General features: G+C 41.7%; 8 protein-coding genes. All 8 read right to left on the reverse strand.

Annotated elements, in window-relative coordinates:
• Positions 1–581: 581 nt before the first annotated feature.
• Entirely contained in the window at positions 582–4877 is a 4296-nt protein-coding gene (locus V7K40_RS01445) for an amino acid adenylation domain-containing protein (protein ID WP_334956046.1), read from the reverse strand.
• Positions 4874–8140, reverse strand: coding sequence for an amino acid adenylation domain-containing protein (locus V7K40_RS01450; RefSeq protein ID WP_334956047.1), 3267 nt, complete (start codon positions 8138–8140; stop codon positions 4874–4876). Before V7K40_RS01450 ends, V7K40_RS01445 begins: the two co-directional genes overlap by 4 nt.
• A gap of 544 nt (positions 8141–8684) precedes the next feature.
• A complete protein-coding gene (locus V7K40_RS01455; protein ID WP_334956048.1) occupies positions 8685–9344 on the reverse strand; it encodes an acyltransferase in 660 nt (219 codons plus the stop codon).
• A gap of 310 nt (positions 9345–9654) precedes the next feature.
• The gene (locus V7K40_RS01460) at positions 9655–10614 is read right to left on the reverse strand and encodes a TIGR04325 family methyltransferase (protein ID WP_334956049.1); all 960 of its coding nucleotides are present in this window, start codon (positions 10612–10614) and stop codon (positions 9655–9657) included.
• Between the two features lie 59 nt (positions 10615–10673).
• Positions 10674–11645, reverse strand: coding sequence for a hypothetical protein (locus V7K40_RS01465; RefSeq protein ID WP_334956050.1), 972 nt, complete (start codon positions 11643–11645; stop codon positions 10674–10676).
• Between the two features lie 56 nt (positions 11646–11701).
• Positions 11702–16612 carry an aminotransferase class III-fold pyridoxal phosphate-dependent enzyme gene (locus tag V7K40_RS01470; protein ID WP_334956051.1) on the reverse strand — a complete coding sequence of 1637 codons (4911 nt, stop codon included), beginning with the start codon at positions 16610–16612 and terminating at the stop codon, positions 11702–11704.
• Between the two features lie 12 nt (positions 16613–16624).
• Positions 16625–18715, reverse strand: a complete 2091-nt coding sequence (locus V7K40_RS01475) for a non-ribosomal peptide synthetase (protein WP_334956052.1) — start codon at positions 18713–18715, stop codon at positions 16625–16627.
• An 872-nt stretch (positions 18716–19587) separates the two neighbouring features.
• Entirely contained in the window at positions 19588–22263 is a 2676-nt protein-coding gene (locus V7K40_RS01480) for an alkaline phosphatase family protein (RefSeq protein ID WP_334956053.1), read from the reverse strand.
• Positions 22264–22627 lie beyond the last annotated feature (364 nt).

Here is a 22627-nt window from a genome sequence, read left to right on the forward strand (position 1 = left end):
TTGGATGCGGCAACGTTGGCATGAATTTAATCGCTTTCGTGATTGTGTCGATGCCGCATTCAAACAATGTCCTAACGTATTTGCGTAGGGCTATAGCACCCAAGAATGCAAAGTAAACCTTCGGATCATTATTGGCATTACTATTAATAATCGCATCGGGCATCAAATGTATATTATTAATCAAATTTATAGTGAGCTTTCAGTAAATACACTAGGTGAAAGCCAGTTTAGGATTTATGCAAAGGCTTGATTAGCGATCGCATTTACATATATATCAAGGTGTCAGTGGAAATTATAGCGGTTCTCACTTCGATGCAATACATTCTGAACCTCACCCCGTATTTGAGGCATGCAAACATTACCCTCTCCCAACTCACAAAGAGGGGTTGGGGATGAGGTTTAAAAAGTAGTACTTGATGCAAACGAGAACCGCTATATTACTCGTGAATAAAACAACCCCATCCCGCAAGCGAGATGAGGTTGCAAAGCTTTAACTACAGCATAATTCAGGATTCAAAGGTGAGAAGCAAAATGTTATAATCTTTGTGCCTGAATTACATTTCCTATAAGTCTAGAAATATTTAGGTTTTTGCAATAGTTTGATCTATGCAAGCTTTGATTTTTTCGGACACAGATTGTATATGGGGTTCTTTAAAAATGGAATTATGAATCCCAGAAATATCATAGATATCCACTCCCCCTAATGCCAATTCACTCCAACCCATTTTGGGATCAGCCTCCTGTTGGGCAATTACAAGACCATCTTCTGTTCGGAATACGGTTGCTCGACCTGAGTAAACTTGTAGAACATATTTTCTTAGCGCTTGTATGGTGGCCTCTTGTACCATAAATTTCCGGTAGGAGTAAGCTAAGGGGCGTCCAAAAGTCAGGTGAAACTGAAAGACAAACCGCCAGATCATCTCTTTGATCTGATACTTAAGCCGCTCTCTATTTCTTTCTACCTGCTTAATAACATAGTTAGATGCAATTGCTAAAAGACTCTTCCAATGGCGAGAGGCTGGCTTTTGCAAGGGCACAGATTCGCTTTTTCTAGAACCGTAAGTATCAAATAAAACTAGCAAAGCTACTTTCTTACCTTGCATAACCAATTGCCGAGCCATCTCATAAGCAATTATACCCCCAGAGGAGTATCCACCGATAAAATAAGGCTCATGGGGCTGAATAGTCTGGATTTGTTGAATGTAGTGCGCTGCCATGTCTTCAATCCGGGTATAAGGAAGCTGTTTTCCATCTAACCCTTGTGGCTGTAGTCCATAAAATGGTTGATCTGATCCTAAATGCAATGCCAATTCACGGAAACGTAGAACTTCTCCACCCAAACCATGTACACAGAAGAAAGGAGGCTTAGAACCGTTGGGTTGAATAGCTACCAAAGATGACCAAGGAATTGATGTTTCAGACTTTAGATCAGCTGTTGCCGTCGCTGCAACCCCAGGTTTTGAGCATCTTTCTTGCTCAACAATATTAGCTAATTGCTCAATAGTTGGGGCTTGCAAGAGGATAGATAGAGGTAGATTTTTGCCCACTATCTTTTCAATATAAGAAAACAGACGTACTGCCAGCAGTGAGTGTCCACCCAAATCAAAAAAATTATCTGTTATTCCAATCGGATGAATTCCTAAAATATTTTCCCAGATTTCTGTTAATTGAAGTTGTAATGGATTTTCTGCTGTGGCAAATATTTTTTCTATTTTAGAATTAGTTGGATTAAGCGCAGATAATGCTTTGCGATCAACTTGGCCATTAGCATTCAATGGCAGAGAATCTACTATGACAAAGGCAGAAGGCAACAAATGCTCAGGCAGCTTTTGCTGGAGAAAACTCAGCACTTGCTCACTCCCTAAAGTCTCTCCTTGTTTGGGAACAAGATAAGCAACTAAATGTTTATCTCCAGGAACATCTTTTTTAGTAATCACCACAGTTTTTTGCACACCTGGATATTGACCCAAAATTGTTTCAATTTCAGCCAACTCAATGCGAAAACCGGAAATTTTTACCTGATTGTCTAGGCGGCCCAGAAACTCAATATTGCCGTCACTTAAGTAGCGTCCTAAGTCGCCACTTCTGTAAAGGTATGCCCCAGATTCGCTGCTAAAGGGGTTAGGGATAAATTTCTCAGATGTTAAGTCTGGACGGTTAAAGTAGCCTTGTGCAACACCGATACCGCTAATGTAGATTTCGCCAGTAACGCCAATTGGCAGGGGTTGCGATCGCCGATCAAGAATGTAAATTTGGGTATTGGCGATCGCTTTTCCTATGGGAATTTCTGAACGAGTGTTACTGGCTTCAGTGGCAGTTTCCGGATCGTAAACCGTGGCGGTTAAAGTTGTTTCTAGTGATCCATAGGCATTAAGCCAGCGTACTTGCTTGCCAACTTTTTCTACCCAAGTTAAATAAGCATTACGTGAAACTTTTTCACCACCAACCATGACTAAGCGCAAGATGGCTGGCAAGGTTTGTAAAGACACAGATGGCTCTTTAACTAACTCATACCAAAAAGAAGTAGGTATATTAACAAGGGTAATCTTTTGTTGAGCAATGAATGGGAAAAACTGCGCCGCCGAGTTTTGTAGCTCTTGAGACTGGAGAATTGTGGTAGCACCAGTAATCCAACTGGGGAACAGTGATTCAATGAAAGTATCAGTTGTGATCCTAGATATCAGTAGTAGGCGATCGCTCTGGGTCAACTCCCAAGTTTCGCAAATTGCCAAGCTGTGGGTGACAAGATTACGGTGGGTAATGCCTATACCGTTGGGTTTTCCATTGTAACCGGACACATACATCACACAGGCGAGAGTCTGCTCTGTGGTATAATAGCCTGTATTTTCAGTAGCGTGTAGAGCGATAACTTCCCAATCACTATCCAAACAGATAACTTGTGCCTGATGCTCAGAGAGCTTCTCAATTAATGAGCTTTGGGTTAATACTAAGGATATTTGGGCATCTTCTAAAATGAAAGCCAGACCATCTTGCCCAGATGTCAGAGCTATGGATACGTAAGTTCCCCCAACTTTCAAAATACCCAACAGCCCCACAATCATCTCTAAGGAAGGCTCTATATAAAGACCGACGAGTACCCCTGATCCTACCCCTAGAGTTTGCAAATAGTGGGCTAGTTGATTTGCACGGTGGTTGAGTTCTTGATAGGTTAATTGCTGATTTTCAAAACTTACTGCAATATTATTTGGAGTTTGCTTGACTTGATTTTCAAACCACTGATGGATACAAGTATTCTGGGGATAATCAGCCTGATTGCCGTTCCAATCAACCAACAATTGATGTTCTTCACCTGCTGTCAACAAGGGTAATTCAGCAATCGGCTGATCGGGATTAGCGACAATACCTTCGAGTAAAGTTTTGAAGTGTCCCAACATCCGCTCTATGGTACTGGCATCAAACATCTCGGCATTGTAATCAAATACCATGCCCAGACCATTATCCTGTTCCCGCAAGACTAATATCAGATCGTATTTGGTTTTACCATGATAGATGTAGCCAAATAGAGAAGTGATAGTCAAATCAGGTAGTTCCACTGATGCCATACCACGACCATTCGACCAAGGAGGATTGAGGGAGAACTTTACCTGAAATAAAGGCGAACGGTTCCGGCTTTGTTGTTCTGGTCTAAGTTCTTCAATTAGTCTCTCAAAGGGTAGGTCTTGATGGGTATAAGCTTGTAAGCAATCCTTACGCACTCGGTCTAACAATTCTCGGAAAGTTGGGTTAAGAGCAAAGTTACTCCGCAGTACAAGAGTATTAGAAAAAAATCCAATCAACCCCTCGGTTTCAACTTGTCCCCGACCTGCACTTGCAAAGCTAATGAGTAGGTCTTCTTGTCCAGAATAACGGTAGAGCAATAGCTCAAACACTGTCAGTAGAGTCATGAAGAGGGTAACTCCCCACTTTTGACTCAGGTCTGTCAGGGCATGATTCAGCGCCTTTGATAGCAGCAGGGCAGCGCGATCGCCTCGATAGGTTTGCACACCGTAAGGACGGGGATGATCGTAAGGTAGCTCAATAATAGGTAAATTACCTTCTAGCTTTTGTTTCCAGTAGTTTACCTGTGACTCTAAAACCTCTCCCTGGAGCCATTGATATTGCCAATTGGTAAAATCAGCATACTGCACAGCTAAGGGAGGTAAAGGAGAAGCCTTCCCCGCCGACAATGCTTTATAGATGGTAGTGAGGTCTTGATAGAACAGATCGGACGAAGCTCCATCACAAACTATGCAGTGCATATTCCAGATCAGCAGATGCTCGCGATCGCTTAACTTCAGCAGTAACACCCGCAAAATCGGCCCCTTAGCTAAATCAAAGGGTTGATGAGCTTCTTTAATTGCCAGTAAGTGAGCTTCCGCCTCCCGTTGTTCATCTGGTACTTGCTGCAAGTCAATTATTGGCAGCGTCAAGGAAACATCGGTGGCGATGACTTGAGTGGGCTTTCCATTCACTGCTGGAAAAGTTGTCCGCAGGACTTCATGGCGGCGGACGACTTCTTTCAAACTTTCTTCTAAGACAGCAACATTGAGATTCCCCGTAAAACGCACCACAACAGGCATATTATTTGAGGAACTATCAGGTTCAAACTGATGGAGGAACCATAACCGTTGCTGACCAAAGGAAAGCGGCAAGTTGCCATTCCGTTCACAAGCGACAATTGAGGGAATCTGTGAACTGGCGGCTGTAGTAATTTGTCGCAGAAAGTTGATGATTTCAGCTTTTTGAGTTTTTAACTCGGTCAGCAATTCCGGCGTGAGACTGTCTTTTGCCGCCCGATAGCGTAAGCTTTCGCCCTCTAGCCAAAGTTTGACATCACGCTGACGTAGCTCAGATAGTAGTTCATCTAATGTTTTCATAGCTCACCTTCCTCGTAATCATCAGATGTTTCACCCTCAGCCGCCTGAATACCTTGGGTTGCCCAACGCAGAGTCTCCACTCGTTCAGCCAAATCTGCTACCGTTGGTAATTCAAATAAATTGGACATTAGAATTTCTACTTGCAAGGCTTGGCGGACTCGAGAAACCACTTGAATTCCTACTAAAGAATATCCACCCAATTCAAAAAAGTTGTCATAAATCCCAACCCGCTTAACATTAAGAACCTGCGTCCAGATATCTGTAATCTGCTGCTCAATGGGAGTGCGAGGCGCTACATAATTTGCCTCCAGTTCCGGGCGGGAAGCATCGGGCTTTGGCAATGCCTTGCGATCAACTTTGCCATTGGGGGTTAACGGCATAGCTTCTAGTGCCATAAAGATCGTTGGCACCATAAAATCAGGAAGCTGTTGTTTCAAGAATCGACGCAACTGCGAAATCACTTGCAAGCTATCTTGACCAGTTTCGGCAACAATATAACCTACTAAATTATTCTCATTAGAAGTGTCTTCTCGAACAATTACAACGCCTTCTTTTACTCCTGGATGTTGCAGGAGTGCAGTTTCAATTTCACCCAATTCTATGCGGAAACCACGCAATTTTATTTGATAGTCGATCCGACCCAAGTATTCAATATGTCCATCTGGTAAATAGCGAGCTAAATCTCCAGTTTTGTATAAGCGCGATTTAGGGTTTGGGCTGAAGGGATTAGAAATAAATCTCTCAGCAGTCAGTTCGGGACGATTTAGATATCCCCTTGCTAGTCCTTCGCCACCAATATACAACTCACCTGATATACCAATGGGAACGGGTTGTAAATGGGAGTCTAAAATGTAGATTTGCGTATTAGCTAGAGGGCAACCAATGCCTATTGCTTTATTTGCCGTTGTCACCTTGTAGCCTGTTGACCAAATCGTTGTTTCTGTAGGCCCGTAGAGGTTCCACAGACAAGCTCCCTTCGGTAATAATTGATTTGCGAACTCTCTAGGTAAGGCTTCGCCTGTGGAAATCATCTTAAGTTGAGGACTACCTTGCCATCCGGCTGCCAGTAATAACCGCCAAGTAACTGGTGTAGGTTGCATAAAGGTTGCCCCGGAGGTGGTTAGCGCTTTTAACAGTTGAGTACCATCAGCCGCAACTTCACGGCTCACCAACACCAACTTCGCACCTACAGACAGGGGTAGAAAAATTTCTGAAACGGCAATATCAAAGGATAGGCTAGTAACAGAGAGGAGAGTATCCTCAGCAGTTAAACCGGGTTCTTGAGCGATCGCATTCAGGAGATTAACAGCACTCTGATGTTGAATTTGAACGCCTTTCGGTTGACCTGTCGAGCCAGATGTATAGATTACGTAGGCTAAGTTATTGGAAGTGATGTTATGTGTTGGGTTATCCAACTCATAATCTATGGACTGCCAATTGGTATCAAGGCAAATAATCTCTGCTTGATGGTTGGGTAACCCCGACTTTAGCTTCTCCTGCGTTAGTAGCACTGACACCTGAGCATCTTGCAACATGAAAGCTAAACGTTCTTGAGGATAAGCATAATCTAACGGTACATAGGCTCCTCCGGCTTTGAGAATGCCTAAAACTCCTACAACCATTTCCAAGCTGCGCTCGACACACAGGCCAACTAGAACTTCTGAACCGACTCCTAAGCTTTGGAGATAATGGGCTAGCTGATTGGCTCGTAGATTCAGTTCGCGATAGCTAATAAGTTCTTCTTCAAAAACTACAGCGATCGCGTCTGGAGTTTTCTCCACTTGAGTTTCAAACAGCTGGTGAATGCAGATATCTTGGGGATAAGCTGTTTGAGTATTGTTCCATGTTGCTAATAACTGTTGCTCAACTGCTGGCAAAATTGGCAATTTAGCAATACTTTGATTAGGGTTAGCAACTATGCCTAATAATAAAGTTTCAAACTCTGCCATCCGGCGGCGGATAGTGTCAGCGTCAAATAAATTAGTGTTGTACTGACATTCCAGGATCAGTTCATCACGCAATTCTGTAGCATTGATAAACAGTTCAAAATTCTCGAATGCGCGTGGATTGGAGAAAAATTCTACCTCCAAGTCGATAAAGGGAAGTTGATCGCTGTCTAGAGCTTGATCGACATTAAATATAATTGGTACTAAGGGAATGCGGCTAGAATCCCGTGGTAATACTAATTTTTTGACCAGGCTGCCAAAGGTAAATTGTTGATGGTCATAGGCATCTAACACAGCCGATCGCCGCGTTTGCAAGTAGTCGCTGAAAGATTTTTCGCTATTAATCTGGCTACGCAAGGGTAGTAAATTTACACAGTGACCTACGAGATTATATTGCCCCAAAGCAGCTTGTCCGGCGGCTGGAATACCAACAACTAAGTCGTTTTGTCCTGTCATCCGGTGTAGCCAAACCTCAAATCCTCCCAGGATAGTAGTCATAAAGCTACAACCGAGTTTTGTCCCTAGTTGTTTAAGGTTGGCAACTAGTTCGGAGTTTAAATGCCAATCTTCACGGGCGGCGTTAAAGGTTCTGAGTGGTGGACGGGGGCGATCGCTGGGGAAATCTAGTACAGGTACAGAGTCAGCGAATTGTTTCAACCAGTATTTTTCTGTGGCGATCGCTTCTGGACTATCCGCCTCTTCTTCCTGTAAAGTCGCATATTCACTTAAGTGGTCTGGTTCTTCTAATTCAGGAACAATACCCTGTTGCAAGCCAGAATAAAGTTTACCCAAATCTGGCATCAGCACTGCCCAAGACCAACCATCACAAATAATATGATGGGCTGTCAAAATAGCTAGATGTTCTTGCAGCTGCAATTTGACAATTTTTGCCCGAAATAGAGGGCCATGTTCCAAATCAAAAGGTTGCTCTACCTCTTGTCGCAAGATACTAGCTAATTTTTCCTGTTGATCCTGTAGTTCCAGGCAAGAAAGATCAATAATTGGGATTTCAATTTCCCGAGAAGCAATAATGCAGAGTATATTGCCATTTGTGCTAAAAGTTGTCCGTAGTGCTTCATGACGTTGTACTAACTTTTCCACCGCAGACTGGAAAACTTTGACATCAAGTTCACCTCTTAATCGCAGAGATTGGGACTCGTTATAAGCACAATTGGCAGCATCCCCCATTTGCACAGAAGCCCAAATTTCTTTTTGTGATTCTGTGGCAGGGGCGGTTAAAAGTAATTCTCCATCTGCAAATGGATCAAAATCAACCGCAGTTAATCTGGATTGGGAATCTACAGGTGATAAGCTCATAAAACTCTATTATTTTCTCAGTTTATTCAATGTGGTTAAATTTAAATCTTTCTTGACAAACTACTGGCGTTCAATTCATTGTTTAGCGAAAATTGTAGACTTTAAATAATTACGCATAGAAACTTCTACAAATTTATATGTCAATGATGCATCCAATATGATGATCATAAGAAATACTCCTAGAGATGTCAAGACTTCATATTCTGTGAAGCTTTTGCCAAAAACATGGTGAAATTTATAAATCCAAAATGTTTTTAACAGTTCTTGAAACCAATTAACCATATAAATCGAATAAAATATAGTACCTAAATATAGCATTAACCGGGAATTTAAAATTTTTGATATCACATCATTATTGTTGACAGATACAGCTAAAACCAGTAGAGAAAAAGCTGGTCAAATTAGCCAATCATGAAGGCTACGCAAATGATTTCAGTAGTAATTCATAATTTGAATTATCCAAGTTATAGCTAAAATTGTTAGGAAATTAAGATTGAAATACTTTTTGTAATTACCTCTACAATAAATTTTGCAAATTATAATACTAAATACACACTTTAGCGCATCTAGCTATCGAAGGTATGCCAATAATACTATCTAAATTCCCACGGGTAAAAGCGATTAGTAGTAATATACTAAAGAGAGTAAAAATATAAATTATAAAATCATTTCTTTCGCTATTTTTTAATAAGAAAAGTAATAAAAATGGAAATATACAGTAAATAACAAACTCTACGCTAATTGACCAAGCTGGTTCATTCCAATAAGTATTACACCACAATAAAGGTGGGCAACTTAGGTCGAATGCTTGGAGAATAAAAATATTAGCAAAAAGGGCAGTTAAGTTAAATTTACCAGTGAAAGCAGAATTATTTATTAAGAATAGCTTTACAATTTCTAATCCAAAAAATAGAAATAAAACAAATATATGGAGAAGATAAATTCTGGCAAAACGCGAGAATAAATATGAGTGATAGTTAGATGAATTAACTCTTAATGAAAAATCTCCAATATAAACGTGGGTCATGATAAAACCACTCAGAATAAAGAAAAAATCAACCCACAAATATCCATTTTGAAAAAAATCGCTATATACTGATAAAGTGGAGCCAGTTTTGGGCAAAGTGTAATAGGAGAAATGGTGTACAACAACCAAAGCTGCAATACCGCGCAGAGAAGTGAGCGAATTGATTTGGTTATACATTATATTTTTGGCATTTAATGATATTATAAATACGAACAAATAGATATTTTAATGATAATTTTTATGGTTGTATGCGATTGATATTATGTCCGCTTAAAGACTTATCATGAAGACCGCAGGGAGCAGGAAAAACAGGGGTTTCCAGTTTTGGCACAGATGTGGTAATTATAACTAATTAACCGGACATAATATAATATCTGATTTTTGAAATAAAAGTATACTAAACATTATTTCCCAAATTATGGTTTTGGTGGGTAATGCTCATTAAAACCATAATAATTATTTTTTAGAGAATTGATATCATCAACTTTTACTCAATGAGCCGTAAATAAAAACCATAATAATTATGTACAAATCGGTCAGGATGAAATGGAATAGAACAGGTACGATTTAATTTCCAACTATCGATTAATTCATAGCCAATTGAAGTAAGAGAAGCAAGAAACTGAATCCGGTTCTGAATTTTATATGGACTGAAAGCATAGCCAATATTTTGCAATGTTATAAAAGATTCGCCTTCATAAAACGGTGTATGATTGATTAAGATATGCTTTGGCTTTACTTTAAGTTCTCCTAAAATATCAGCTAGTGATACTTCTAGATATTGCAAAGTGCCAACCGTCAGAAGAATATCCATCCCCTCCGCCTTAGCAAAATCCCTTGTAAAGGACAAACCTGGACTGTCAATCTCTCTGGCCAACTTCTCTCCTGCGATAATTAGCTCTGGGAGTTCGCACACCAACCAGCGAAGATTACTAGGGTATTGGAGATACTTACGGCAAGCATAATAGCTGACACCTACATTACCACCAAGGTCAAAAACGGTTGAACTATCATTGAAGGCTGACTTGAGCCAAAAGACCATTGGATAGTCAATAAGATCAAGCTTACCTAACTCGCGTCTAGTAGTTAACTGTGCTACTGAGCGATGATTGTGAATTTCAGGCTGGCTGTGGCTAATGCGAGAACCCGAAGGAAGGGCTTTCAAAGCTTCAGAATAGGTATTGAAAACCCCGCGATATGATAGATGACGGAAAAAATACCAGTAGTAGTAATAGTAATCTGAAACAATAGGGATATTTATCACTATCTTCGTAACAAACTTCTGTATTTTATCTGCCATCCTTTGGGTGAATTTAATCGGATCAATGAGCTTTTTAAAACTGGAGTAGAAGTGCAAATCGTCAGCCTCAGTGGTGCGATTAGAAGGTTTCTCGGCTAATGACTTGATCGAATTCTGCTTATTCGTGGATGATTTAGTTAGTGACATATCGAAAAACCTAATTTTAATCTGGTGTATGCTTTATTTTTAATAATTACGACAGATGATTATCGCTTTAGTGACCTCACGACCTCTTGGAAAAGTTTTGCTGGGGCAGTAATTCTTTTTATACCGGAGCGAAGCACTTCATCATGATTTTCTGGCTTTCGTTTAGAGAACATTTCGACAGCAAGAATTTTGGTTCTATCTCGTAATGCAGACTGGCCTGGAGGAGTTGGCAGCATACCTAGTTTTCGGAGATAATAATTAACCTGATAAATTTTGGCTTGTAAATCGCACGTCTTCAAACAAAAGTTAATACTTAGGGAAACAGAGTAATTATCTCTATTTTTAACCCAGTGTGGGGCTAGTACTGGATGGTGAACTCCTTTTCCTGGAACTAAGTGGTTCACACTTGCCTTGTTCTGGTTCTCCTCTCGGTAATTCGCTGATGAGATATGCCCTAAATAGAAATTCTCAATCTCTTCCTCTGTCAACACAGAGCGATCATTTTGATTGAACAGATGGACATCCTTGTCACCATGTATTTGAAATAAGAAATTACAATCATGGTCAATATGGTAGGGGGTGATTGAGTGAGGAGAAGAAACAATAATGGTAGCTATTGACCAGGTAATCTCTCGATGTAAAGGAACAGTTGTAAGCTCTTCAAGTTCAATCAAGGTTTTCTCTAGTAAAGCCTTATAGTTTGGGTCAACATGGGCGCTCTTAAACATTATAAAAGAATTTGATTTTTGAATGTTTAATATCGCTTCTATAATTTGTTTTTTCCTTGGTAATTGCTCCCATTTAATCCCAGGAGAGTTGCCGTTTTTACAACAAAAAAGTTGTCCTTTAGTAAAGAGGTTATTTGCCAGATCAACCAGACGAGGAAGCTCAAATAAAGGATGCCCTATGAGATTATGGGAGAACATAAATGGAGAATGGTTAAACTTCTCTTTAAAGCCTAGCGTATCCACCTCAATAATACGTTCAGGAAACGTCAAGCTGGGCTGCAAAATTATCGGAGATGAACTCATAAAATACCTTCAAATTACTATTATTTATACTTGCCTACTTAGCTCAAAAAACTATTTCAGGAAACACTTGCGACTTGTAAATATTTCCCAGGTCGCTCGGTATCGGGGATATACCAAGCGGGGTTCCCTTGGGGATCTCGTCCTAATCTGGCATCAGGTTGTGGAGGACGATTGCGTTCTACTCCATTGTGGCGATCGCAATTTGTTACTTCTATGGGCGGTGCAGACAAGAAGCCGGCAGACTGCATTTCGGTAATACTTTCTTTAAAGGCTGCCATTACGAAAGCCAGATCGGCTTCGGAATGGGCTGTCGTCAAGAAGCAAGGACGATGATCCCAAGTATGCACTCCCTTATCCCGCAGCAAGTAAAATAGCAAATCTCCGTAGGGAAACTCTGGTGCAGACTTCACCATGAACAGGGAGCCGAAATTATAGGCTGTAAACGGAGCCTGAACTTGCTGGAAATACCCCATAAGTTCCGCTACAAACTTATTGGTTCTTGCATTAAGATTTTGCTGCAAGCTAGGACCACAATGGAGCAAATGCTGAAGCACTGCTTTGGCTGCTGCTAGTGCTAAAGGATGGCGGACGAAAGTACCAGCAAAGTAAGTCACGCCTACCTCTGGAACTGAGTCATCCCCAAACTGCCAAAACCCACCATCTAAAGCATCCATATATTGCGATTTGCCAGCAATGACTCCAATTGGTAGTCCACCGCCCACAATCTTGCCGTAGGTTGCTATATCAGCTTTGATACCAAAATGCGCTTGAGCGCCACCCGGATGAATTCTGAATCCGGTAACGATTTCATCAAAAATCAGGGCAATACCAGCTTCCTCCGTAAAATCACGCAATTGCTGGAGGAATTCCTTGGGCTGGTATTCAGGGCGACGGCTTTGCACAGATTCAACCATTACTCCTGCTAACTCATCAGCCCGATTTTTGAGGATTTCTAGGGACTCAGGCGAATCATAGTCTAGTACCAAGATGTTCTCTACCATTTCCGGTGGGATACCGGGAGCAGCAGGAATTGACCGGAGTTTCTTTGTCCCCCGAACAATTACTTCATCCAAAATACCGTGATAAGCTCCAGAAAAGATGGCGATTAAGTTACGCCCTGTGATTGTGCGTGCCATCCGCATCGCTCCCAGAACTGCTTCTGAACCTGTGTTACAAAAGGCTGCTCGGTCAAAGTTGGTCAACTCACACATCAGTCGCGCCACTTCTCCAACTAAGGGAGTCTGGGGGCCAATTTCCATACCGAGTTTCAGTTGTGCTTCAATTGCTTCGGTAATGAAAGGTGGCGACCAACCAAACAAATTCAAGCCAAAGCCATTGCTTAAATCAACATATTCATTACCATCAACGTCCCAAAGTTTAGAGCCCGATGAACGAGACGCTACGATGGGGTAAACCATCTCTTTCATGGTCGGGTTAAACCCAGAAACAGTTCTTGGGTCTGCCAGATAAGGGCGATGGGATTGAGTATATTCTTTGGATTTTTTAGTCCGTTGTGTATATCTTTGGATAATTTTGTCTAGATGAGTTCGTTGGTGCGCTGTCAGAGTTTTAGTCTGGGTCTTTTCAATTCGAGCTGCTGCACCAAATGCCTTTTTAGCACCATTCGTCTCAGTGTCTACCGATGGAAGTGATTCTTTGCTCGTTTGGGTTGGGGGGATAGATACAGCGTTTTGTGGCTTGACAGTATTATTTTGAGGTGTCGCCGCAGGTACAACTGGGATTGTTACAGGTTGACTGTTGTTACCCAATAGCGCCAATTGCTGAGTCATGATTTGGAGCTGCTGATTAATCACATTTTCGAGGAAACTGGATGCAGCAGGTTGGAGAGAAATCTCAGGTGCAGATCCATTTGGATGAACTTCATGCATTACCAAAGGGGGTGATGTGGTTGCAGGTGCTGGTAATTGTACTTCTGGAGTGGATTCTGCAACGGTTTCTATTAATCCTAATGCGGATAGAGTTTCGGCAGACAAGGCTGGATTGATAAAGTCAGCCAGCGTTCCTAAATTGGGGTAAATTTCTAGTAACTGCCTAAGTGTGACCTTGACTTGAAATTTTTTCTTCAACGCTAGCCCCACTTGAGTCAGAGACAAAGAATCTAATCCCATTTCTAAAAACGTTGTTGAGTCGTCAACATTAGCAATTTCCAATCCTGAGGTTTCTTCGATAATTTCTTTTAGCAGAGGAATGAGCTTTTGCTGAGGGTATGTTTTCATAGTTTGGGTCTTTTCTAATGACTGGCGATTTGGAAGTTTAGCAGTTGCTGCACGATTGGGATGAGATGGAGGATCAATCCAGAAGCGTTGGCGTTCAAAGGGATAGGTAGGCAGAGAAATTCGTTGTCGCGTTTCCCTTTGATAGAAGTTGCTCCAGTCAATAGATACTCCCGCTAGCCACAGTTGTCCTACTGCCTTGAGTAATGCCGTCCATTCGGCTTCGTTCTGGGCGTTATCACCCAAAGAAGCGATCGCTATCTGTTGTTTAATATCTTTTGCTTGTTGCCGGGCTAGAGTCGTGGTTGTGATTCGTGGCCCCACTTCCAACAATAGGCGTTCTGGCTGCTGCCATAGGGTTTGTACGCCCTCGGCAAATCGCACAGTCTGGCGTAGATGTGTAGCCCAATACATCGGATCGGTTGCTTGCTGGGCTGTAATCCAGTCGGCAGTAACTGTGGAAACAAAGGCAATTTGGGGAGGTGATAATTTAACCTTCCCAACTACCTCAGCAAATGGGGCAATAATACTATCCATCATTGGAGAGTGGAAAGCGTGGGAAGTGTGTAAATTACGACAGACAACTTCTTCGCTTTCAAATTGTTTTTGCAGAGCCGCGATCGCCTCTGTGGGGCCAGAAACGACACACAGGGAAGGGCCATTAATTGCTGCGATCGCTAGTTCTGCGCTCAATCGTGGCTCTACTTCTTTGGCTGGTAGGCGCACTGAGAGCATAGCCCCTTCTGGTAATTCCCACATTAAGCGACCGCGATTTGCAACCAACATCAGCGCATCTTCTAAGGTAAATACACCTGCAATACAGGCGGCGACAAATTCGCCAATACTGTGACCAATCATGGCTTGGGGCTTGACTCCCCAACTTTGCCACAGTTGCGCTAAAGCGTATTCAATGATGAATAATGCTGGTTGGGTAAAACAGGTTTGCCGCAGGAAGGTAGCCGTAGTTTCGCTATCGCTCGGTGCAGGATACATGATTTCTCGTAAATCCCTGCCCAACAAGGGTTTAAGGATTTGAGCACATTCATCTACTACCTCCTGAAACACAGGTTCGCGGTTGTAGAGATTCAGTCCCATGTTCACATATTGCGATCCTTGTCCGGGGAACATGAAAACAACGGCTGGATTGCGGATTTCTGTATTACGGGTATTTACTTGATTTGGATCTAAAGATTGTAGGGCTGCGATCGCATCTGTTATATCGTGACAAACTACACTACGTCGATAGTTTAAGGCTTTGCGCCCTCGCTGTAGGGTATAAGCTACATCGGCTAAGTTAATTTCGGCATTGTATTGTAAATGTTGCTGCAAATTTGCTGTTGCAGCCTCCAAAGCTTTACTAGTTTTTGCCGAGAGCAACAATAGCTGCTGTGGGCGAGAAGATCCCGAATTTTGGATTTGTGGCGCTTCTTCTAGCACAATATGAGCATTAGTCCCGCCGACACCAAAAGAACTCACACCGGCTCGTCGTAAAGTTTCACCTTCTGACCATTCAGCTAGTTTGGTATTGACATAGAAAGGGCTGTTGGCAAAGTCAATCTTGGGATTGGGAGCCTCAAAATTTAAGCTAGGTGGAATCTTTTTATAATGTAGGGCGAGAGCGGTTTTAATTAACCCTGCTACCCCAGCCGCCGCAACTAAATGTCCGACATTGCCTTTAACAGAGCCGATCGCACAAAATTGTTTCGCGTTTGTATGCACACGAAATGCTTGCGTCAGCGCTTCAATTTCAATGGGGTCGCCTAAAGGTGTAGCTGTACCGTGAGCTTCAATATAAGAGATGGTTTCCGGGTGAAAATTAGCATCAGCTTGCGCCATTGCAATCGCCTCTGCTTGTCCGTCTACACTGGGAGCCGTAAAGCTCACCTTATCAGCGCCGTCATTATTGATACCAGAACCCCGAATTACGGCATAGATGCGATCGCCTTGATTAAGGGCATCTTCTAAACGCTTGAGGACAACCAATCCTGCCCCATTGTTAAACATTGTGCCCTGAGCGCTGGCATCAAAGGGACGACAATGCCCATCCCCAGACAGCATACTGCCTTCTTGAGCTACATAACCGCTATTTTGGGGTGTAGTCATAGATACACCACCGGCTAGAGCCATATCGCACTGATAGCTGTTTAAGGCTTGACAAGCCTGAATAATTGCTACTAAAGAAGTAGAGCAAGCCGTATTAACGCTGACAGCGGGGCCCTTGAGGTTGAGCTTGTAAGCAGCACGAGTGGTCAAAAAGTCTTTTTCATTTGCTAACATTGTCTGGAACTCGCCAATGCGATCGACAATTTCCATACGACCAGAAATGTGGTTAGCAAAATAAGTATTTTGACCACAACCAGCGTACAAACCAATCAAACCATCGAAAGACTCTGATTCATAACCAGCATTTTCTAGAGCTTCATGAACCAACTCTAGGAAAACTCTAGCCTGTGGGTCCATAACCACAGCTTCTAGCGGATTAATGCCAAAGAAGGCAGCATCAAAGGTTTCCCCCCCAGGAATGATTCCTCTAGCTTTTACGTAACTAGGATCTTTGCAAAGGTTCGGGTCAATACTAGAATCTAGCTCCTCATCTTCAAAAAAAGTCGTTGACTCTAATCCCTGACACAGATTGCGCCAAAACTCATCGACATTTCCAGCGCCGGGAAATCTTCCTACCATGCCAATAATGGCAACACCATCAATAGGATCTTGGTTATCGGATGCTTGCATATTTACCATTGCTTAAACACCTTGTTGATGATTACGGCGACGAGTCCGAGCTGCTTGTTGGCGTTGGGCACGATTTTGCAGCTTGTCATGAGACGGTTGGCTGTTCTGGTTTGAATGCAAATACTTTGCTAAAGAGCCAATCGTTGAATACTGAAATAGCTTCACAGTAGGTAGCTCAATACCAAGCTCCTGTTGCAACCGCATAGCAACTTGCAGAATTGAGATTGAAGTTCCTCCCAAATCAAAGAAATTATCATCAATCCCAACGCGATCAATTTTGAGCAGTTCAGACAAAATACCTGCAAGCAAATGCTCTAAATCGGTTTGGGGAGCAATGTAGGCTTGTTCCAGTTGCGGACGTTCTCTACTTGGTGCTGGCAATTTATGTCTATCTACTTTGCCATTTGCAGTTAAAGGCAATGATTCTAAGATCACAAACGCTGATGGCACCATGTAATTAGGTAGTCGCTGCTGTAAAAAATTACGCAACTTCTTATATATGTATGTACTGTTATAGTGAGGAACAATATAAGCTGTCAACTGTTTTTCACCTGTTTTATCCTGGCGGGCTAAAACGACAATTTCCCGAACATCAGGATGTTGTGCAATCTCCCGCTCAATTTCCCCTAGTTCAATTCGGAAACCGCGAATTTTTACCTGATTGTCAATTCGACCTAAGAACTCGATATTGCCATCTGGAAGATAACGAGCTAAATCTCCAGTTTTATAAAGGCGCGTTGCTAAATTCCTATCAAAGGAGTGAGAAATAAATTTTTCGGCAGTCAAGTCGGGACGGTTCAAATAATCTCTAGCTAATCCATCACCACCAATGTACAATTCGCCAGTTTCTCCAATTGATACTGCTTGGAGGTTGTGATCTAATATATAAACTTGGGTATTAGCAATTGGGTGACCAATAGGAATAGAGACACCTGGTTGCAGTGGTGCTGTTATAGTATGGCAGCAGGTAAAAGTTGTATTCTCAGTTGGGCCATAACCATTAATTAGCTGACATTTCTCTACTGTTTGGAGAAACTTCTGCACATGGGGAACAGATAAAACATCACCACCTGCTAAAAGTTGACGCAAAGATTTTAAAGCATCAATTTTTTCATCTACTATGAGATGGAATAAGCCGGCTGTCAGCCAAAGAGTAGTAACTTGATATTGTTGAATAATCTGCCCTAATTCTTCTAAAGATGGTATATTAGGAGGGCAAATTACTAGTCGCCCACCATTAAGTAAGCAACCCCAAATTTCAAAAGTTGAAGCGTCGAAGGAAATAGGAGCAAGTTGAAGAATTATTTCTTCAGCCGTTAGTTGAACATAATTAGTTTCTTTGACTAACCTAACTACACCACGATGGATAACGCTAACACCTTTGGGTGTACCTGTAGAACCTGAGGTATACATGACATAAGCCAAGTTGTCAGCAGTGATGCTAGTGCTTAGGTTCTCATTTTTATTTTGGGCGATACCTTCTGGTGCGTGCGCTACGCCTAGCTTGCTTTCCCATAGGGGTATGGTGGGTTTTGCCAACGCATTCCAATCTGCATTTAGGCAAATTACAAATGCTGTATGAGTAGGTAATTTAGCAACTAGTTCTTTTTGAGTTAATAGTACTGATACTTGAGTATCTGACAGCATGAAAGCTAAACGTTCTTGGGGATACCCTGGTTCTAATGGCACATAAGCTCCACCTGCTTTGAGGATAGCTAAAAGTGCTACAACCATTTCTAAAGAGCGCTCTATGCAGATTCCTACAAGAGTTTCTGTTCCCACTCCTAGCGATTGCAGATATTGCGCTAGTTGATTAGCACGACTATTCAAATCTCTATAGGTGAGATGCTGATTATTAAAGATTAGTGCTACAGCATTAGGTGTTTTCTCTACTTGTGCTTCAAACAATTGATGAATACACGCTTGGTGAGGATAATCAGTTTGAGTCTGATTCCACTCGATTAGCTGGTCTTTGTCAGAGTATTTCAAGATAGGTAATATTAAATTATCTCGTTCTAAGTTATTTTCTGATGATGAGGCTTGATACTCATTTGCCAACAATTCACTTTCATTTTGAGCTAATGAATTAGTTATTGATTCCATATTTAATTTCCGCAAAAAATATATCTTTTTGCAATCCGTGTAGTTTTTAAGTATTCCTACATTTTTAACTCAATAAATTTATGGGTTAGGGATGCAGTTAAGACTTTACAATATACAAAACAAGAATGAATAATTCCTGATAAATATTAAAGTGTGTTTTAAAATTCACATTAAAGATACTTTTGTATATTAACGATATAAATTTTTGGATAAACTAGTGAATCATATAAAATAGAGTATAATATTGGTCTGGATAAATAAGTTACGAAAATTTTAGTGTATTTAAGATGATATTGTTATTTTCCTAAATTAGGTATGAGGTAACCAACATAATGATGTATGACAATTAATATAGCTGCAACATCACGCAAGGATGTTAAAGCTTTTATATGTTTAATTACTGGTATTTTTATTTAGTATATATAGCAACATTTTTAGCTTTTAAATTATATTTAAAGACTAATTTCACAACAAATTATGCTGCAATCTTACAATGTTTGTATGAAAGGGCACTGACTCCAAGATTTAGTTCTCTTATTCTCACCTATTTCCTCAAAATCATAGTTATTTTCAATATATCTTCATTGAAAATTAAACTTTAGAGATGGTTTGCAATGGGAGTATTAAGAGTTTCAGAGAATTTTTGTGTAAGTGCTGAAGTTTTTTAGCACTAATCTAAGCATATTGGTCGATAAGTAAGTAATGGCATCTCTTCGGAGGTAGGTTGGACTCTATGACCAGCGAAATGATTGTAGGGTGGGCATTACAATGCCCACCCTACAATCACGAACTATTTGCTGTAGTCTACGCAATTGAAAACCGTTGTTTCAACTAGATAGTTAAGCTGCTACGCTGCACTACTGGCGTTTAGACTAAGGTACGACGCTAGCAGAGAAAACGAAGTCATTTGCAGTCAGGCTAGTTGAGGTAATTCCCAGCAATGAAACCAACTCTGTATTTCCGGTTTTCACCAGAGTGGTACTACCCTGTTGCAATAAGGTTAAAGCACTAAACTGAGTGACGCCAACACCGCCAAGCCCGATTTTATCAATCCCGACTGTAAAGTCAGTAATAATGTTCTTGCTAGTTTGCAGATTGGCGTTAGCAATCCAGAATTGATCAGCACCAGCACCGCCACTGAGGCGATCGCCACCCCCTTGACCAGCAAATAGCACATCATCACCATCGCCACCAAACAGAAAATCATTGACACCAGAGAAGAGTTTATCATCACCATCACCACCGTAGAGACGGTTATTGCTACCTTGACTCTTGAGGGTGTCGTTACCTGAGCCACCGAAAGATAATTGATGCGAACCTTCAACTACTGTGAGAGTATCAGCACCTGCGCCTCCGAACAAATTATTACTACCACTGGCTTCAATTACGGTAACTTGGTCATCACCATTGCCACCATCGACACTCGTGTTGCTAGCAGCACCATTTTGACCAACAAAGATATTATCATTACCATCCCCTGTGGACACTGAAGAGTCACTGCCAACCAGCACCGTATCTTCACCCCTTCCAGTCTGGATTGTGTTACCCTTAGTACCTTCTACAAAGTCTGCTCCGTCACCTGTGAATAAAGTTTGATTTGGCTTGAGGGTAACATCATTACTAGTGGTAGAACCAAATTGAATATCTAGTGTTGTTAGTCCAACAGTGCGACCAGCAAACCCTGCTGCTGTAAAGTACTGAGTATTACCTACACTTTGAGAATCCAGAATAGTTGCTTGACCATTAGTAGTTTTTTCCGAAGTTAAGACTTCTTTAGTGGAGGGAACTACATCCGGGCCTCCCACCAGTGCTTCTGTTATGGCACGACCTTTCAAATCGCCATTAGTGGGAATTTTTAACCCTAGAATACTAGCAAGTGTAGGCGTTACATCAGCATTACTGACGGGTGCATAGTCTACATAGCCTTGTTTAAAGTCAGGGCCAATAGCCTCCATGTTATTGAAGGTGTCACCTCGACCAAAGCTGCCATGCATCCCCTGCCCTTGCTGCAAAGTTGTGTCAGCAATTTCTACCTGAGCTTGAGGGTTGTTTGGGTTATTTGGGTCTGTGCTAAAGGTTTTGAAATTGATCACAATAGATGGAACTGGTGTTTGAGCATCACCTTTTAGCCCGATCGCACTCAGTGGTAAAGCACCTGGAATAGTTCCATAGGCGTCGTCTACAAAAATACCACTGATGTAGTCTTTTTGCGAGAGCAAATTCACTACCTGTTTGGCTAGGTCAGCATTGCCATTAGGTAGATAAATTAGGTCAGATCCCCCATTCGCAGCTACAACTATCTTTGTGCCTGAGTCAAGTTGGCCATTAATTACCTGACCTGTACCACCAATTACACCATTCCCAGAAATAGGACGTTGACCTTGTGTGGCATCAACAGTCGCATACTGGATGTGCTTCAGGTCTGGGGGGAGGGTCGTAGGGTTAGGATCGTATAGGGGTAGACCTAGATCATGAGCCAAATCAATCGCAACAAAGCCTGCTGGTAGAAACCCCTGATTTACACCGGCGTATGTTTGAGTGGCAGCATAACTTGTTGTTTTTGTGCCTTGGCTATCAATAACTTGTTTACTGATGGTAGAAAAACCGTGGTCGGAAGTAATAAAGACATCAGTAGTCTTGTCCAAGCCTGTACTTTTGAGATAGTCAAGAAGTTGCTTTAAATTATCATCAGCATTTTTGACCCCAGCTTTTGAAGTAGCACCATTGATACCTGGTGTCAAGGTATTTAAGCTATCACCCTGATTGTGTTGAGTACCATCGGGATCTCTTGACCAGTACACCAATGCGAATGGTTTACCTTCTTCCTTAAACTTGGGTAAAATTACTTTAGTAGTGGCATCTGCAAAGTATTGTTGTTGAGCCACATTGGCATTCAGGGTGCCAGGAGTTGTATTGTTACCAGCTGGCTGGACTCGCAATGTCGGTTTTACATCTAGACCAGCGGCTTGTAAGCGATTAACAATATCTGGAGCAAGTGGAACAGCAGAAGGTGAACCAGCGGCTGTAATAGGTGGTGTTGCACCATTTGTGCTGTCATCAATAATTATTGTCTTCGGAGTAGGAATAGTACCTGTAGTACCACCTTCTCGGTTAACTTGTGTAACATCTTGGATGGCAACGGGGCCTAATTTACCAACTGCTGCTGTGTTGAAACCCTGCGATCGCGCATAAGCTAGGAGTGACTCTTCATCTAAAAAGTTGTTACCGGGAAACTTTTCGTCAATATCCCCCAGAACAGAATCATTTTCAATGAATGGCGTGACGCTACCATTGGCATTGGGACTAGGAAAACCAGTGTAGACAGTGTTACTAAAGTCACCTGTATCACCGAGATAATGCCCCGTTGCGATCGCAGAAGCATTCGGGGTGGTAAATGTGGGAAACAGCGAATGACTATTGGCAAAACTTACTCCCTGCTGACGGACACTATATAAAGTTGGGGTATCAGTGGGGTTTACAGAACCGTTACGCAATCCATCTGCAACAAAAATAATGACATTTCTACCGTTGCCCTTTGTATCAGCCATACCGACTACTCCTTAAGTATTGTAAGCTACGATTAATCACAGCAATTGTGTGTCTGTATGAGCGATTAATTACACTCAACCCAAGCGAAAAATTCTTGACTACAAAAACCTGAGTAGTATTTCCTGACAAAAGATTTAGTGTCCACATAAATTGGTGGAGACAATTAAATGAATATAACTCTGGTCACTGGCTCAAAAGATAGTTGTTCAATGTTTAAGGAAGGTTATAAGCAAGTTAAAATTTTGGACAAAAAGCAGAAGGTTCCTTACGAATAAAAAGATCCCCGACTTCTTCAAGAAGTCGGGGATCTGAGCCTTTCGGTGGAGAGCAAATCAAATATGATTGCTATACCATTCCCATGCA

Source organism: Nostoc sp. (genome assembly GCF_036917195.1).
Classification (GTDB): domain Bacteria; phylum Cyanobacteriota; class Cyanobacteriia; order Cyanobacteriales; family Nostocaceae; genus Nostoc.

Bases quoted from the DNA above. Each gene is read 5' to 3' on its own strand.
- V7K40_RS01450 (WP_334956047.1), bottom strand. From the start codon at position 8,140: ATGAGCTTATCACCTGTAGATTCCCAATCCAGATTAACTGCGGTTGAT.
- V7K40_RS01475 (WP_334956052.1), bottom strand. From the start codon at position 18,715: ATGGAATCAATAACTAATTCATTAGCTCAAAATGAAAGTGAATTGTTG.
- V7K40_RS01460 (WP_334956049.1), bottom strand. From the start codon at position 10,614: ATGTCACTAACTAAATCATCCACGAATAAGCAGAATTCGATCAAGTCA.
- V7K40_RS01480 (WP_334956053.1), bottom strand. From the start codon at position 22,263: ATGGCTGATACAAAGGGCAACGGTAGAAATGTCATTATTTTTGTTGCA.
- V7K40_RS01455 (WP_334956048.1), bottom strand. From the start codon at position 9,344: ATGTATAACCAAATCAATTCGCTCACTTCTCTGCGCGGTATTGCAGCT.
- V7K40_RS01470 (WP_334956051.1), bottom strand. From the start codon at position 16,612: ATGCAAGCATCCGATAACCAAGATCCTATTGATGGTGTTGCCATTATT.
- V7K40_RS01445 (WP_334956046.1), bottom strand. From the start codon at position 4,877: ATGAAAACATTAGATGAACTACTATCTGAGCTACGTCAGCGTGATGTC.
- V7K40_RS01465 (WP_334956050.1), bottom strand. From the start codon at position 11,645: ATGAGTTCATCTCCGATAATTTTGCAGCCCAGCTTGACGTTTCCTGAA.